14 protein-coding genes and 1 pseudogene are annotated in these 14,561 nt (G+C 67.5%); 8 read left to right on the top strand and 7 right to left on the bottom strand.

Going from position 1 to position 14,561, the window contains the following annotated elements:
- Positions 1–16 precede the first annotated feature (16 nt).
- The 3 genes and pseudogenes from C6A86_RS14720 to C6A86_RS14710 form a co-directional block, all read right to left on the bottom strand.
- The gene (locus tag C6A86_RS14720; protein ID WP_105363689.1) at positions 17–2,692 is read right to left on the bottom strand and encodes a LuxR family transcriptional regulator; all 2,676 of its coding nucleotides are present in this window, start codon (positions 2,690–2,692) and stop codon (positions 17–19) included.
- Positions 2,693–2,743: 51 nt separating this feature from the next.
- Positions 2,744–3,268, bottom strand: coding sequence for a DUF4333 domain-containing protein (locus tag C6A86_RS14715; protein WP_233213034.1), 525 nt, complete (start codon positions 3,266–3,268; stop codon positions 2,744–2,746).
- Positions 3,269–3,317: 49 nt separating this feature from the next.
- Positions 3,318–5,709: pseudogene (locus tag C6A86_RS14710) on the bottom strand (ATP-binding cassette domain-containing protein).
- 16 nt (positions 5,710–5,725) lie between these two features.
- Here C6A86_RS14710 and C6A86_RS14705 point away from each other — a divergent pair.
- Positions 5,726–6,094 (top strand): NYN domain-containing protein, encoded by a 369-nt coding sequence (locus tag C6A86_RS14705; RefSeq protein WP_105363699.1) that lies wholly within the window; start codon positions 5,726–5,728, stop codon positions 6,092–6,094.
- Here the strand turns inward: C6A86_RS14705 and C6A86_RS14700 are convergent.
- Positions 6,075–7,649 carry a class I adenylate-forming enzyme family protein gene (locus C6A86_RS14700; RefSeq protein ID WP_105363700.1) on the bottom strand — a complete coding sequence of 525 codons (1,575 nt, stop codon included), beginning with the start codon at positions 7,647–7,649 and terminating at the stop codon, positions 6,075–6,077. The genes C6A86_RS14705 and C6A86_RS14700 overlap by 20 nt on opposite strands.
- A gap of 30 nt (positions 7,650–7,679) precedes the next feature.
- Positions 7,680–8,360, bottom strand: a complete 681-nt coding sequence (locus tag C6A86_RS14695; protein ID WP_105363691.1) for a DUF899 domain-containing protein — start codon at positions 8,358–8,360, stop codon at positions 7,680–7,682.
- A gap of 94 nt (positions 8,361–8,454) precedes the next feature.
- On the opposite strand from C6A86_RS14695, the gene C6A86_RS14690 reads away from it, so the two are divergent.
- From C6A86_RS14690 to C6A86_RS14665, 6 genes are all read left to right on the top strand, one after another.
- A complete protein-coding gene (locus tag C6A86_RS14690) occupies positions 8,455–8,787 on the top strand; it encodes a helix-turn-helix transcriptional regulator (RefSeq protein WP_105363692.1) in 333 nt (110 codons plus the stop codon).
- Positions 8,784–9,218, top strand: a complete 435-nt coding sequence (locus C6A86_RS14685; protein ID WP_105363693.1) for an SRPBCC domain-containing protein — start codon at positions 8,784–8,786, stop codon at positions 9,216–9,218. The genes C6A86_RS14690 and C6A86_RS14685 overlap by 4 nt, the downstream gene beginning before the upstream one ends.
- A gap of 266 nt (positions 9,219–9,484) precedes the next feature.
- Entirely contained in the window at positions 9,485–9,688 is a 204-nt protein-coding gene (locus C6A86_RS14680) for a cold-shock protein (protein WP_105363694.1), read from the top strand.
- A gap of 139 nt (positions 9,689–9,827) precedes the next feature.
- On the top strand, positions 9,828–10,472 hold the full coding sequence (locus tag C6A86_RS14675; protein WP_105363695.1) for a dihydrofolate reductase family protein: 645 nt from the start codon (positions 9,828–9,830) through the stop codon (positions 10,470–10,472).
- A gap of 22 nt (positions 10,473–10,494) precedes the next feature.
- On the top strand, positions 10,495–10,635 hold the full coding sequence (locus C6A86_RS14670) for a hypothetical protein (protein ID WP_158263270.1): 141 nt from the start codon (positions 10,495–10,497) through the stop codon (positions 10,633–10,635).
- Positions 10,636–10,656: 21 nt separating this feature from the next.
- The gene (locus tag C6A86_RS14665) at positions 10,657–12,237 is read left to right on the top strand and encodes a threonine/serine exporter ThrE family protein (protein WP_105363696.1); all 1,581 of its coding nucleotides are present in this window, start codon (positions 10,657–10,659) and stop codon (positions 12,235–12,237) included.
- A gap of 4 nt (positions 12,238–12,241) precedes the next feature.
- Here the strand turns inward: C6A86_RS14665 and C6A86_RS14660 are convergent, their stop codons facing one another.
- A complete protein-coding gene (locus C6A86_RS14660) occupies positions 12,242–13,369 on the bottom strand; it encodes a TIGR03364 family FAD-dependent oxidoreductase (RefSeq protein ID WP_105363697.1) in 1,128 nt (375 codons plus the stop codon).
- 151 nt (positions 13,370–13,520) lie between these two features.
- On the opposite strand from C6A86_RS14660, the gene C6A86_RS14655 reads away from it, so the two are divergent.
- A complete protein-coding gene (locus C6A86_RS14655; RefSeq protein ID WP_311100708.1) occupies positions 13,521–14,183 on the top strand; it encodes a hypothetical protein in 663 nt (220 codons plus the stop codon).
- On the opposite strand, the gene C6A86_RS14650 is transcribed toward C6A86_RS14655, so the two are convergent.
- Positions 14,184–14,549 (bottom strand): RNA-binding S4 domain-containing protein, encoded by a 366-nt coding sequence (locus C6A86_RS14650; RefSeq protein ID WP_105364726.1) that lies wholly within the window; start codon positions 14,547–14,549, stop codon positions 14,184–14,186. It lies immediately after the preceding gene.
- Between the last annotated feature and the right edge of the window lie 12 nt (positions 14,550–14,561).

Here is a 14,561-nt window from a genome sequence, read left to right as displayed (position 1 = left end):
CCTTACTTGACACATGTCAAGTTCTCAACGCCGATTCGCCTGCCTTCTCGTCATGCAGCAGCACGAAACGAGCCGCTTCGGTACGCGACGCGACGCCGAGTTTTCGGTAGGCGCGGTAGAGGTGGTTGGCCACCGTTTTTGCACTCAGGCCGAGTCGCTTGGCGATCTGTTGGTTCGTCAGTCCGTTGGCGACCTCGGTCAGTACCCGGGATTCCGCTTCGGTGAGCGCGCTGAGCTCGGGGGTACGCCGGTCGACCTTCGCTGCCCATGCGGCAGCGCCAAGTCTGCTGAATCCGTTGCGCGCCTCGGCACGTGCGTGCTCGCGGTCCGTCGCGTCATCGGCCAACCGCGCGATGTCATGGAAGGTGCGCGCCCGGTCGAAGGCGTCGTGCGCGGGATCATAGATCGCCGTTGCCTGGTGGAGAAGGCGAAGTGATCCTGCCGGATCGGTACCGCGGCGCAGTAGTGCCTCGGCGCGGCAGGCGGTGGCCTTGGTCCATCGGCTGGACCCGACGGCTGCCGCAACCGTCTGGAGGTGCTCCACCACCGGTCGCGCGTCGTCGCTGCGCCCCAGTGCGAGGTAGGCCTCGACCAGGTCGACGTGCCAGCGGGCCAGCTGCGGGGCGAGGAGTCCGCCGACCTGTTCGAATGCCCAACACTCGGAAAGCGCGGCGACCGCGTCGTCGGGCCGACGTGCGGTCAACGCGGCCAGTCCCGCATTGGCCAACAGAAAGTAACGCGCGCCGAAGGTGGACAGTTCATCGGAGATCGCGAAGCCGAGTTCCAGGTCTGCGGCGGACGTGTGGTCATCACCGCGGATAGCGTGCACCCGCGCACGTAGCGAGAGCCAGAACGGCGCGAACGCCCGTTGGCCGGTTGCCAGGCTGAGCGCAGTCGCCTCATCCAGACACATCAGGGCGTCATCGAAGCGCGATGCGCGAACATAGGTTTCGCCGAGCGCGCCGAACACCATGGCCAGCGCAGACCGCGCTCCCTCGCCCCGCAACTGAGCGCTGAGTTCGGTCAGCGCCGCCGCCGAGGCCTCGTATCGTTCGGCGATCGACAACGCCCGCCCGTAATGCAGGCCGATCATCGGGTCGGAGGTGACGGCGGCGACGAGGTCCAATTCCTCCGGTATGCCATCGACGAGTTCGTCCGATCGATTCTCGTGCCGGGCGCTGAGGGCATGGGCGAGGATCACCCGCGCCACATGGGAATCGGTCGAGAGTGGATCGCTGAGAGCGACCGCCGCCGTGGCGGTCTCGATGATCTCGCTGACCATCCCGAGCATTCCCAGCGGTATGGCCATCCGGGCGTGCACCATGCCGGCCTCGGCCGGTGAGGCCACGATGGCGCATTCCTTGAGACGGTGCAACGCCATCGCCGGCGCGCCGCCCACCGCTTCCAGCGTGGCAAGCAACACCGTCGCCGCGACGTGTAGTTCGTGGGATGCGGGATCTGCCAACACCGTTTCTAGCCGGTACCGCGCAGAGTCGGTCTGTCCGGCCGTAGCCAATTGCCGGGCAGCCAGCACCCTCAGCTCGGCGCGGCGGGAGTCATCGCCGGTCAGATCGATGGCACGGTCCAGGAGACGTGCGGCCGGCTCCGTGCCGCCTCTGGACCGAAGTGTGCGCGCTGCGCCGACGAGCTCGTCAACCAAGGCTTCGTCCGGTCCCAGGGTGCCGTGCGCGCGGTGCACGAGCCGGACGGTGTCCGAAAGTGCCGCGCAGTCGGCGAATTCCAAGTGCAGCCGGCGCTGGTGTTGGTGGGGCATGGCGGCAACGGTCGCGCTGCGCAGCAACGGGTGCTGCAGGGTCAGCCTTCCGGAGCGCAAGGCGGCCAGGCCGCTGTCCTCAAGGGTGTGCAGCGCCGCCTCGGCGATGCCGGGGCGCATCGACCGCAGCACCGACCAGGATCCGTCGGCCGACAGCGAGGCCAACTCCAACAGGGTCCGCCCCGCGGTGCCGGGGCGGGGCAACTGTCGGCTGAACACGGCGCGGAGATCCCCGACGAGTGGAATGTGCTCCGGTAGCAGGTGCGCACCGGACAGTTGCTCCGGTGTCAACGCGTCGGGGAGATGGCGCAGTACCAGTGGATTACCGGCCGCCACATCCAGGAGCTGCTCGATGACCGCCGGGGCGATGGGCACCGTGCTCGCCGCTTCGAGCACCGCGGTGGCGGCCACCCGATCCAGCCCGGTGAGCTCTTCGACGTCGAACCCCTCGGCGAAACTCTCGGCCGACGGAACCCGGCGACCGGTCACCACCACGAAGACGGCGGCATCCGTGGATCTTCGCATGGCCAGGTTCAGGGCTGTTCGGCTGGCGGCATCGGCGTCGTGGATATCGTCAATCAACAGCGTTGTTCCGGCGGCCCTCGACAGTCCGGCGCTGAGGATGTCGGCGACCTGCAAGGCGTCCACCTCGCCGGCCACCGACCCCACCGGTGTCGTGATCGGCAGCACCGCGGCGATCTCGGCGGCGGTGGACATCGGTGCTGCGATATCGCCGCCGCGGCAGCTCACCACATGGGCTGTCGGCCCGATGCGGTGCGCGAGTTGAGCGAGCGCACTTGACTTTCCGATGCCGGGATCGCCGAGCAGCACGAGGGTACGGCCGGCTCCCGTGCAGGACTGCAGCCACGCCTGTTCCAGGCGATCGCCGAGTGTGCCTGCCGATGTCGAACCCACCATGTAGGAGGCAGGCTATCGCAGGTGACGCCGTACGGCGCCGATCGGCAGGACTCAGTTCACCCCGACGAGCTCCCAACGATCGTCTTCGTCGACGCCGCCGGGAGTGACCTTGACCGGACGGGTGTCCCCACGTCGGTCAGCCGCGGTGCATTCGAACGATTCACCGACCTCGACGACCTTGAGCCCCTCGCCGCAGGTCACCGTGACGGCGAATCCTCTGTCGGCAGAGATCTCCTTGGTCAGGCCCACTGCGGTCTGCGACAGATCGAAGATGACGTCGAGGGTGCTGAACTCGACGTTGTCCTCGTCGTCGCTGACGACCACCTGCACTCGCACCGTCGAGCCGTCGACATCGGCGTTGCAGAGGAACGTGTCGCCCGCCTTCGGCGCCTTCTCGGGTTTCTCGCAGGCGACATCGGACACCTCGCGGTCGATCTTCTGGTAGCTCGCATTCAATTCGTCGGTGATGGCGCTCTCCAGCTTCGCGTAATCCGGGCCGCCCGCGGACATCGAGAACGAGCAACTGGCCAGGGCCGCGGGCAGCATCAACAGCATCAGGCGCGATCGATTGGACACCTCACGAGGCTAATCTCCCGTCGTCGGCGGGGGATATGGGTAAAAGTTCTCACCCGGTGATGGCGGCACCGACATAGTCGGCCAGGTGCTGCCCGGTCAGCGTCGAACGGTCGGCCACCAGGTCCCGCGGGGTTCCCTCGAAGACGACCCGCCCGCCGTCGTGTCCGGCGCCCGGGCCCAGGTCGATGATCCAGTCGGCGTGGGCCATCACGGCCTGATGGTGCTCGATCACCACCACCGACTTTCCGGCGTCCACCAGCCTGTCCAGCAGCGCCAGAAGCTGCCCGACATCGGCGAGGTGCAGGCCGGTGGTCGGCTCGTCGAGTATGAAGACCGCACCGTTGTCGGCGCCCTTGTCACTGAGGCGGGCGGCCAGCTTGAGGCGTTGCCGCTCGCCGCCGGACAGGGTGGTCAAGGGCTGGCCGAGGGTCAGGTAGCCCAGCCCGACATCGGACATGTGACCCAGGATCTTCTGTGCTGCGGCCACTTTGGACTCACCGCCGCCGAAATATCCGACGGCTTCGGTCACCGGCATGGCGAGCACCTCGGCGATGTCCTTGCCCGCCAGCGTGTATTCCAGCACCGAAGCCTGGAATCGGCGACCCTCGCACTCTTCGCAGGTGGATTCCACCGTGGCCATCACGCCCAGCTCGGTATAGATGACGCCGGCACCGTTGCAGGTGGGGCAGGCGCCCTCGGAGTTGGAACTGAAAAGGGCGGGCTTGACACCGTTGGCCTTGGCGAACGCTTTGCGGATCGGCTCCAGCAGGCCGGTGTAGGTGGCCGGGTTGCTCCGCCGCGAACCGCGGATCGCGGCCTGATCGATGGTGACGATGCCGTCGAGACCGGCCACCGATCCGTCGATCAGCGAACTCTTACCAGAACCGGCCACCCCGGTGATGACGACCAGGACGCCCAGCGGGATGTCGACGTCGACGTCACGCAGGTTGTGGGTGGCGGCCCCGCGGATCTGCAACGCCCCATTCGGCTCTCGTGCCGACTCCTTCACCGCCGCGCGGTCGTCGAGATGGCGGCCGGTGACCGTGCCGCTCTTTCGCAACGCCGCGAGGCTGCCCTCGAACACCACTTCGCCACCGGCACTGCCGGCACCGGGGCCCAGGTCGACGATATGGTCGGCGACTGCGATCGTTTCCGGCTTGTGCTCGACGACCAGCACGGTGTTGCCCTTGTCCCGCAACTGCAACAGCAGGTTGTTCATCCGTGCGATGTCGTGTGGATGCAGCCCGATGGTCGGCTCGTCGAAGACGTAGGTGACATCGGTCAGTGCCGATCCCAGGTGCCGGATCATCTTCACGCGCTGGGCTTCTCCGCCGGACAGGGTGCCCGCCGGGCGCTCCAGCGACAGGTAACCCAGGCCGATCTCGACGAAGGAATCCAGGGCGTGCCCGAGTGCGGTGAGCAACGGCGTCAACGGCTTTGCCGCCGACTTCTCGGTGAGCGTGCCGACCCACCGGGCGAGATCGGTGATCTGCATGGCGCACACGTCGGCGATGTTGACGCCCTCGATCGTCGATGACCTGGCGGCCTCGGAGAGTCGGGTGCCGCCGCAGTCCGGGCAGGTGGTGAAGGTGACGGCGCGTTCGACGAAGGCCCGGATATGTGGCTGCATCGCGTCCACGTCCTTGGACAGGTACGACTTCTGGATCTGCGGGATCAGTCCCAGATAGGTCAGGTTCACCCCGTCGATCTTGAGCTTGGTGGCCTCCTTGTGCAGCAGAGCCTCGAGTTCCTTGTCGGTGAATGTGTTGATCGGCTTGTCCGGGTCGAAGAAGCCGCAGCCGTTGAAGATTCGGCCGTACCAGCCCTCCATGCTGAAACCCGGGATGGTGAGCGCGCCCCCGTTGAGCGACTTGCTGTCGTCATAGAGGGCGGTCAGATCGATGTCGTTGACGGCGCCCCGCCCCTCGCAGCGCGGGCACATGCCGCCGAGGACGGTGAAATCGCGGCGCTCCTTGACGGTCTTGCCGCCCCTCTCGAACGTCACCGCGCCGGCACCGCTGATCGAGGCGACGTTGAACGAAAAGGCCTGCGGGGAACCGATGTGCGGTGTACCCAACCGGCTGAACAGGATTCGCAACATTCGCCCCGGTGTCTGTGGCGGTACCGACGGTCGAGCGTGGATCGGCGCCCATGCGCTGCTGGTCGACGATGATGGCGGTGGTCAGGCCCTCCAACACGTCGACGTCGGGGCGGGCCATGCTGGGCATGAAACCCTGCACGAATGAGCTGTATGTCTCGTTGATCAGTCGCTGGGATTCGGCGGCGATGGTGTCGAACACCAGCGAGCTCTTGCCGGAGCCGGACACGCCGGTGAACACCGTCAGACGTCGCTTCGGCAGTTCGATATCGACGTTTTTGAGGTTGTTCTCCCGCGCTCCGGTCACCCGGATCAGGTCGTGGCTGTCGGCGGCATGCGGCATGGAGGACGATGTTGCCATGCACTGGATCGTGGACGCCATGAACGTCGTGGGTGCGCGACCGGATGGCTGGTGGAAGGACCGTCGAGGTGCGCTCACCACCTTGATCGGGCAGATCGAGTGCTGGGCGGCGGCGGGCGCCCACGAGGTGACGGTGGTGCTGGAGCGGCCGATGTCACCTCCGCTGCAGTCGGCGGCGATCAGCGTGGCGCATGCGCCGCGGGCGGCAGCGAATTCCGCCGATGACGAGATCGTCCGGCTGGTCGGTGCGGCCGACGCGCCGCGGGACATCACGGTGGTGACCTCCGATGGCGCGCTGGCCGCCCGCGTTCAGGCCGCCGGCGCCGCGACGTTCCCAGCCGGCCGCTTCAGGGAGCTGCTGGACTGATCGGCAACACACCGTCGATAACGCTGGCCAGCAACCCTTTCCGATCGAACTTCCCGCTGGACAGGGTCGGGATCTGATCAGCGGTGGCGATCACCCACCGGGTGGGCACCTTGTAGGCCGACAACTGCTCGCGCGCGAGTTGCCGGACGCCGTCCAGATCCAGAGCCGTCACTGCCGGGACCACCACGGCGCATACCTCCTCACCCCGCTGCGGATGCTGGAGCCCGAGGACCACACACTGCGCGATATCGGGCAGCGCCGAGATCACCGCCTCGACTTCCAGCGGTGACACATTCGCGCCGCCGGCCTTGATCAGGTCGGTGCTGCGGCCCACGTAGAACAGCCGCGGGTCACCGGTTCGCCGGTAGACACGGTCTCCGGTGTGGTACCAGCCATCGGCGTCGAAGACCTCGGCGCGTTCGCGTTTGTTGTAGCCGGCCATCACCCCGACGCCGCGGATCCACAGTTCCCCGATGGTGCCGTCGGGGACGGGCCTGCCGTCGGCATCGACAATGGCGAGATCGGTGTGCACGAATCCGCCCGCGGTCTCGGACATGGTGCGGTGCACCGGAAATCCGTCGGGCACATCGGTCATCGCGATGTCGAGCGGTCCGTCCCGCAGCATCGGTGCGCTGGACAGGTCGCGGTCGGCGAACCCGGGGTGGTCGCGTAACCGCTGGGTGAACGCCGGCCAGCCGATGATGCCGGTGGCACGTTCGGACTCCATCAGGTCCAGGGCGGTCCCCGGGTCGAGTCGCGCCATGACCAGCAACGCGATCGTGTCGTGTAGGGCGCCCATGGCGGCGAGCAGGCCGCCGATCCAGAAGAACGGCATGGCGCAAAGGATTCGGGGCCGGTGCTGGGTCCCGGTGACCGCACGGATCGCGACCGGCCAAGCCGATGTCTGTCGCACCAGGGTGCCGTGAGTGTGCAGGACACCCTTGGGGTCGGCGGTCGAACCGGAGGTGTGCACCATGATCGCCAGGTCGGCCGGGGACACCTCGCCCTCCACCGCGGTGAGCACCTGCGGTGAGACCTGTTGTGTCAGATCGTCCCACCGGGTCGCCCAGTGGTACCCGCTGCCCTCGGTGAGCACGATCCGGCGCAGATACGGTGCGGCGGTGAGCGAGAGGGCGTCACGGTCTTGCCCCCGGAGCTCGGGCAGCGCTGACTCGAAGCGGCCGCCGACATCGGTGCCGAGTACTTCGGCCGGCGCGATCAGCGTGCCGATATCGGCCAGCCGCAGCACCTTGGCGATTTCGGCGGGCGCGTAGAGGGTGCTCAACGGCACCACCAGTGCGCCGATCCGAGACAGCGCCAGCCACCAGCTGATCCAGTCGAGCCCGTTCGGGAAGAACAGTCCGACCCGGCTGCCCTTGCCGACGCCCGCGGCCAACAGCCGGCGGGCGATATCGGCAGAGCTCGCATCGGCCTGTGCGTAGGTCAACCGTCCGTCCGGCGTGATGACATAGGGGTCCTGCCCGGACGCGCGAACCCGGTCGGCCAACAACGCGGGAACAGTCAGCGGCGTTACAACAGTGTGCGGAGTCGTCACCCCTTGATCATCGCCGATGGGTCGCACGCCTCACCGGTCGCCGTACGCGTCGTGCCATCTCCACCATTGGTAGGGCGGGGTCTGGGGGTAACCCGCTGGGGAGTCCTCCCACGATTCCTGACGACCTAGTGCCGTGATGTCCAGATAGCTCCAGGTGGTGCCGAACGCCTCATCGCCGCGGTTGTTGACGAAGTAGGTCCGGAAGATCTGATCGCCCTCGCGGATGAAGGCATTCGTGCCGTGCCACTGGTCGACGCCGAAGTCGGCGTCGAAGGCGACATCCGGTTCGACCACGATGGTGTACCAGGGGATCGTCCAGCCCATCCTGTCCTTGATCCGGGTGATGTCCTGCTGCGAGCCGCGCGACGCGTAGACCAGTGTGGTGCCGCGGGCGTTGAGATGACTGAGGTCGCCCACCTGGTCGGCCATCAATGAGCAACCGGTGCAACCGTGTTCCGGCCAGCCCGCCACTCCGGGGTCCATGAACGCGCGGTAGACGATCAGCTGCCGCCGGCCGTCGAACAGATCGGGCAGGGCAACCCTGCCGTTCGGCCCGTCGAAGGCGTAGTCGTTCCGGACCGGGGTCCACGGCATCCGGCGGCGCTGCGCCGCAAGTGCATCCCGGGCCCGGGTGAGTTCCTTCTCCTTCACCAGCATCTCGGCGTGAGCGGCCGCCCACTCGGCCGCGTTCACTATCGGTGGTGTCTGCATCGTGTGTCCCTACTCCTCGGATGTGCTCATTCATTCAACTGATTTGTTGAATATCAATCGAGCAGACCACAGGTGACCCGATATAGTCAACAGAATGGTTGAAGATCAGCTGCTGGACCGGGCGTATGCCGCACTGGCGGATCCGACGCGTCGCCGATTGCTGGAAGCCTTGCGGGAAGGGGATGCCCGGATCACCGATCTGGCTGCGCCGATGCCGATGACCTTCGCGGGAGTCTCCCGCCATATCGGAGTCCTGGAGACAGCGGGTCTGGTGACCCGCGAAGTGCGTGGCCGTGAACACTGGCTCTCGCTGCGCGATGAGGGGTTGACCCCGGCCGCACAGTGGATGGGGGAGCAGACCGACTTCTGGTCGACTCGCGCCGATGCGCTTGCCGAGCGGTTGCGTCGCAAGAAGGCCGGACGATGACCGAGACGCGCACTGTGCACGTGCAGCGGATCATGCCGGCCGGCCCCGAGGAGGTCTTCGACGAGTGGCTGGACCCGGAATCGTTGCGGGAGTGGATGTGTCCGCGCCCCACCCGATGTGTCACGGTGACCGTCGAACCACGGGTGGGCGGGCTGTTCCGGTTCGACGTCGACGACCGGGGTGCCAGTGTGCTCATCACGGGGCAGTTCGTCCGCATCGAGCGGCCACGGTTGTTGCGCTTCACCTGGACCAACTCGTACTGGGTGGACCCGACGGCCGCCAGCATGGTCACGGTGACCTTCGAACCGGTGCAGGACGGTCAGACCCTGATGTCCATCGAGCACGCCATGCTGCCGCCGGAGGAGTACGAGAACTTCCACGACGGGTGGCTCAAGACCGCCGATCAGCTGGCGGATCTCTTGAACGCCTGACGGTGGATGCTCGCGGCGCGAAAAATCGACCGGCGCCAAATTAGGTCGTCGGACGTGCAGTTGGTAGGCTGGCCCAATACGTCGCACTCGTGAATCGACGTGTCTGTGTTCGGCCGAATCGCGGCCGGGGTCAGTATCACCCCTTTACGGCCTGTGTCGGCATCGCACACCCCCAGAACTCCACTGATTTGAGCGACGATCGGTCGCACAACCAGGCTTGGTCGACATGACGTTCGGCCAGTAAAAAAGAAGAAAGAAGTAAGAACATGGCAGAAGGAACCGTTAAGTGGTTCAACAGCGAAAAGGGCTTCGGCTTCATCGCTCCTGACGGCGGTGCACCGGACGTTTTCGTGCACTACTCCGAGATCCAGGCCGGCGGATTCCGCAACCTGGAGGAGAACCAGCGGGTGAAGTTCGACATCACCCAGGGCGCCAAGGGCCCCCAGGCGGTCGGCGTCACCGGCCTGTAAAGACCTCCTCGAGCCCCCGGACCGATATCACGCTCAGCGTGAGTCGGGCCGGGGGTTTCGTGTCTCTCAACCCTTCGCGATGACTTTCCGCACGCAACCCGGTCTGATCAGTGTCGGTTGACGGTCTGAGGAGGAACGCGTGGCTCAACTGCTGAGAGTGCACAATTTCGCGGTATCGCAAGACGGTTTCGGCGCCGGCCGCGACCAGAGCTTCGAGCGCCCCTTCGGGCACGCGGACCCGGCTGACTTGATGTCCTGGGCCGGTGCCACCGCGAGCTGGCCCAATCGCAAGGATCCCGGTGGCAGCCGGGGTATCGACGACTACTTCACCAGAGACTTCGCCCGCAACATCGGGGCTGAGATCATGGGCCGCAACAAGTTCAGTCCCCATCGCGGCGCCTGGGCTGACCACGACTGGCAAGGCTGGTGGGGCGACGAGCCGCCGTTCCACACCCCGGTCTTCGTGCTGACACATCACCAGCGACCGTCGTTCATCCTGTCGGACACCACGTTTCACTTCATCGACGCCGATCCTGTCACCGCACTGGAGCGGGCCAAAGAGGCCGCCCACGGCAGAGACGTCCGGCTCGGTGGCGGAGCGCAGACGGTCCGGCAGTTCCTGGACGCCGATCTCGTCGACACGTTGCACGTGGCGGTGGCCCCGGTAGAGCTCGGTGGGGGCTCGCGGCTGTGGGAGAGTTCCGATGAACTGCTCGACAGATTCCATCGTGATGTAGTGCCCAGCCCCAGCGGCGTGAGCCACCATCTGTTTTGGCGACGCTGAGCGCCCGGCTTCAATTCCTTTCATGGGACAAGATTCGGAAAACGATGTGACGCTGGTGATCTGGACCGATCTGGCTTTGTTGCCGGACGGGCAAACGACCGCCAACACCGTGGTGTCACCGATTCGCGACGAGATCTACGCGGGCCTCACGCTGGCGTCCTGACGATCAGTATCGTGTCCGGTGATGGTTTTCGATCGGTCTGAAGAAACGGCCCGCGCGCGTCGCAGTCTGCGGGGCGCGCTTCGTGGTCGCCGGGATCCGGCGCCGATCGCCGGACAACGCAGACGCAGCGCCAACCACGTCGGTGACGTGTACACCCGCAAGGTTCTCGACCTGACCATCCGGCTGGCCGAGGTGATGTTGTCATCGGGGTCGGGCACCGCCGATATCGTCGCGACCGCTCAGGATGTGGCTCAGGCATACCAGCTCTCCGACTGCGTCGTCGACATCACCTTCTCCACTATCATCGTTTCGGCGTTGCCGACCGCGGATAGCCCGCCGCTGACCATCGTGCGGTCGGTGCGCGCCCGCGCCACCGACTACACCCGGTTGGCCGAATTGGACACGCTGGTCCGCCGGATCACGTCCGGCGGCGTCACCGTCGATCAGGCCCATGAGGCGATGGACGTCCTCAGTGAGCGTCCACATCCGTATCCGCGCTGGCTGGCCACCGCCGGCTGGGCGGGCTTCGCGCTCGGTATCGCCATGCTGCTCGGCGGCAACTGGCTGGTCTGCATACTGGCGGCGGTCACCTCGGCGGTGATCGACCGGGTCGGGCGGTACCTCAACCGGATCGGCACACCGTTCTTCTTCCAACATGCGGTGGGGGCCGCGATCGCCACCCTGGTGGCGGTGGCCGCCTACCGGTTCGCCGATCAGGGCCCGACGGCGCTGGTGGCCACCGGCATCGTGGTCCTGTTGTCGGGAATGACGCTCGTCGGTTCGGTTCAGGATGCGTTGACCGGCCACATGCTGACGGCCGTGGGGCGCCTGGGCGACGTCATCTTCCTGACCGCGGGGATTGTGGTGGGCATCGTGGCGGCACTGCAGATCGCCACCCTGGCCGGTGTCACCATCGCCCTGCATGTCGATGCCACCGAATCATTCGTGGTGCCGAGCCAACCGCTGCAGATCTTCATCGCCGTGTTCGGTGCCGCTCTGGCCGGAGTGTGTCTGACGCTGGCCAGCTACGCGCCGCTGCGTTCGGTGGTGACCGCCGGGTTCGCGGCCGGTGCGGCCCAATTGGCGCTCATCGGCCTCGGTCATGCCCAGATCGGGCATATTTTCGCCACCGGGATCGCGTCCGTCGGAGTCGGCCTGCTGGCCACGCTGATCTCGATCCGGCGTCAGGCCCCGGCACTGGTGACCGCGACCGCCGGCATCACGCCCATGCTGCCGGGACTGGCGGTGTTCCGGTCGGTGTTCTACTTCGCGGTCGACGAACGATTCCTCGACGGCATCGCCCAGTTGCTGTCGGCCGTGGCGATCGCGCTGGCGATCGGCAGTGGCGTGGTGATGGGGGAGTTGCTGGGCTCACCGCTGCGCTATCGGGCCGGACGAGTCGGCGACTTTCTCCGCATCGAGGGCCCGCCGGGCCTGCGGCGCGCCGTGGGCCGCGTGGTGCGTCTGCAGCCGGCCACCGGTGTACCCGCGTCCCGGGCACAGAGTGTCGCCCTGGAGCCGGAGACGTCGGCCGAGGCTTCCGACAGCGAGGAGCCGCCGCAGGAGGCGGCCGACACCGACCACGGCCGTCCCACGAACTAGCCGCCTACAGCGCGTCCAGCGTCTGGGCGGCCAGCCCGAAGGCCAGCGTCATCCCGAGGCCGGTCGTCACGGTCACCGAGCTGACGGTGGGTTCATGGCTCGCACGCAGCACATCGGTGCGGCCGCTGGAGGCGTAGACGCCCTGCCAGCGCTGCAGCACCTGCAGATGGTCGACCCCGAGGATGCGGCTGACCCCGCCGAGCAGACGCGCGGACACCTGCTCGTCGAGGAAGGGTGGCGCGGTGCGGCCGTAGTGGTGTGAATCGCCGACCAGCAGTGTGCCGTCGGGTCGGCGGGTGAACATCATGTTCGCACCCAGCTCCAGCAGTTCGGGGTTGCCGCGTTCCAGCTCGGCCCGCACCGCCGCTGCGGCAGGCAGGTTCGCCATGCCCTCATACCGCAGCATCGAGGTGCCGGTCAGTACCGCCGAATCCAAGGCGTAGCCGGACGGTGCCCCCACCAGTGCCATCTGCAGCCGGCACCGCAGCACCTCGTTGGCCTCGGCGGTTGCCGGATACAGCCGGTCCAGGTCGTGGCCGACGCACACCAACACGTGCCGTCCGCGCACCACGCCTCGGCTGGTGTGCACCGCGGCATCGGTGCACCGCACGGCATTGGTACGCCAGTGGAATCGCACCCCGGGCTGGGCGGCGAGCCATGCGGCGATGGTGGCAACCGTGGTGCGCGGATCGACCCGCAGATCCGCCGGGAACCAGGCGGCGCCGACGATCGCGGGATCGGGAGTCCGGCCGGGTCCGGTCAGCCTGGCGTTCACCTCATCTGCAGTCAACAACCGGACCGCTTCGGCGCCGCGCGCGTCGCGGAACTCCTCGATCAGAGCGGCTTCGGCGGGACTGCGCGCGAGCACCACGGCGCCCGCCTCCGGCGCCCAGAACCCGCTCTGTGCCGCGGTGCGCAGCCATCCGCGCCGGGACGCCTGGGCGGTCTCCAAGAGGGCGGGGCCCTGCGCGGTGATGCAGGCGTGGCCGAAATTACGGACCGAGGCGCCGACGGCCTCGGAGTCGCGTTCCACGATCTGCACGGTGAGTCCGCGGTGCACGGCCTCGGCAGCGTGCGCGAGGCCGATGATCCCCGCTCCGACGATGACCAGATCGGGGATTGCAGAATTCATGCGGCCATCTTCGGGTGCCCGCGAATCCCGTGGTGCGCGGGGTGGATTCGTTCACCAGGGGTTTGACTGCGCGTCACCTTCGGCGCCGTCGGCATGTTCGGCGTGGGCTATCGGCGACGCCGACGGCGACGAGGCGCTAGCCTTTTGACCCATGACCGATCGACAGCGTGCCGCGACGCGCTCCACCGTCAAGCTCGCGCTGGCGACGACCCTGCTCACCGGGGGCGCGTTGTTCACCGCCGGGCTGGCCGCTGCCGAGCCGGCGCCGCTGGTGCCACCGGGGGACCCGGCCGCGCCGATCCCGGGTCAGCCGGTGGCCGTGAACCCCGACGAATTGGTGGCCGCGCCGCCGGCACCGCCGCCGGTCGGCGCGCCGCCGGTACCGCAGATGACGAACCCGGCCTACGGGCAGGGCTCCGCCGGTGGCGGACTGGGCTATATCAAGGATCTGTGGAATGCGGCCAGGTCGAATGACCCGATGGCCGCGTTCTCCGAGGCTGGGACGGCCGGGATGCCGACCGGTGCACCGCCAGGGGCGGGTCCGGCGCCCAAGTTGCCGCCGGGCTACATGTCATTGACCGATCCGTCGTCGTCGACGCCGTCGTTGCAGGGCACACCGCAGGTCGGTGGGCCGCCGCTGCCGCCGGGGTTCGTCTCGCTGTCGGATCCCAATCCGCCGGCCGAGGCGCTGCCCATCGGTGCACCCGGCGCCGCTCCGGCCGGGGTTCCCGCCCCGGGCGCCCCGGCACCGCCGCCGGTTCCGGCCCCCGCCCCGATGCCCCCGACCATCATTCAGCAGGGTCCGCTGGGCTGATCAGCCCTTTCCGGCCCGCCATTTGTCGAGGACGCGGCGGTCGCGTTTGGTCGGCCGCCCCGCGCCGCGATCGCGCACGGCCACCGGCACCACGGTCGTCGGCGGGGCCACGGGCGTGCGATCCAGGTAGCAGGTCACCGCGTCGGCGGCACCGACCCGCTTCTGGATGACCCGCACCACCTCGACGATCCGGGTGCGATCACCGACCAGGGCTTTGACCGTGTCGCCGGGGACCACGGTCGCCGACGGTTTCGCGACCCGATCGTTGATCCGCACGTGTCCGCCCCGGCAGGCCGTCGCCGCGTCGGGGCGGGTCTTGGTCAGCCGGACCGCCCACAACCAGCGATCCACCCGAGTCGACTCCATGGCTCCATCATC

It is taken from the genome of Mycobacterium sp. ITM-2016-00316, assembly GCF_002968335.2.
In the GTDB taxonomy this organism is placed as follows: Bacteria; Actinomycetota; Actinomycetes; order Mycobacteriales; family Mycobacteriaceae; genus Mycobacterium.
This window is presented reverse-complemented; position numbering and strand designations above follow the sequence as displayed.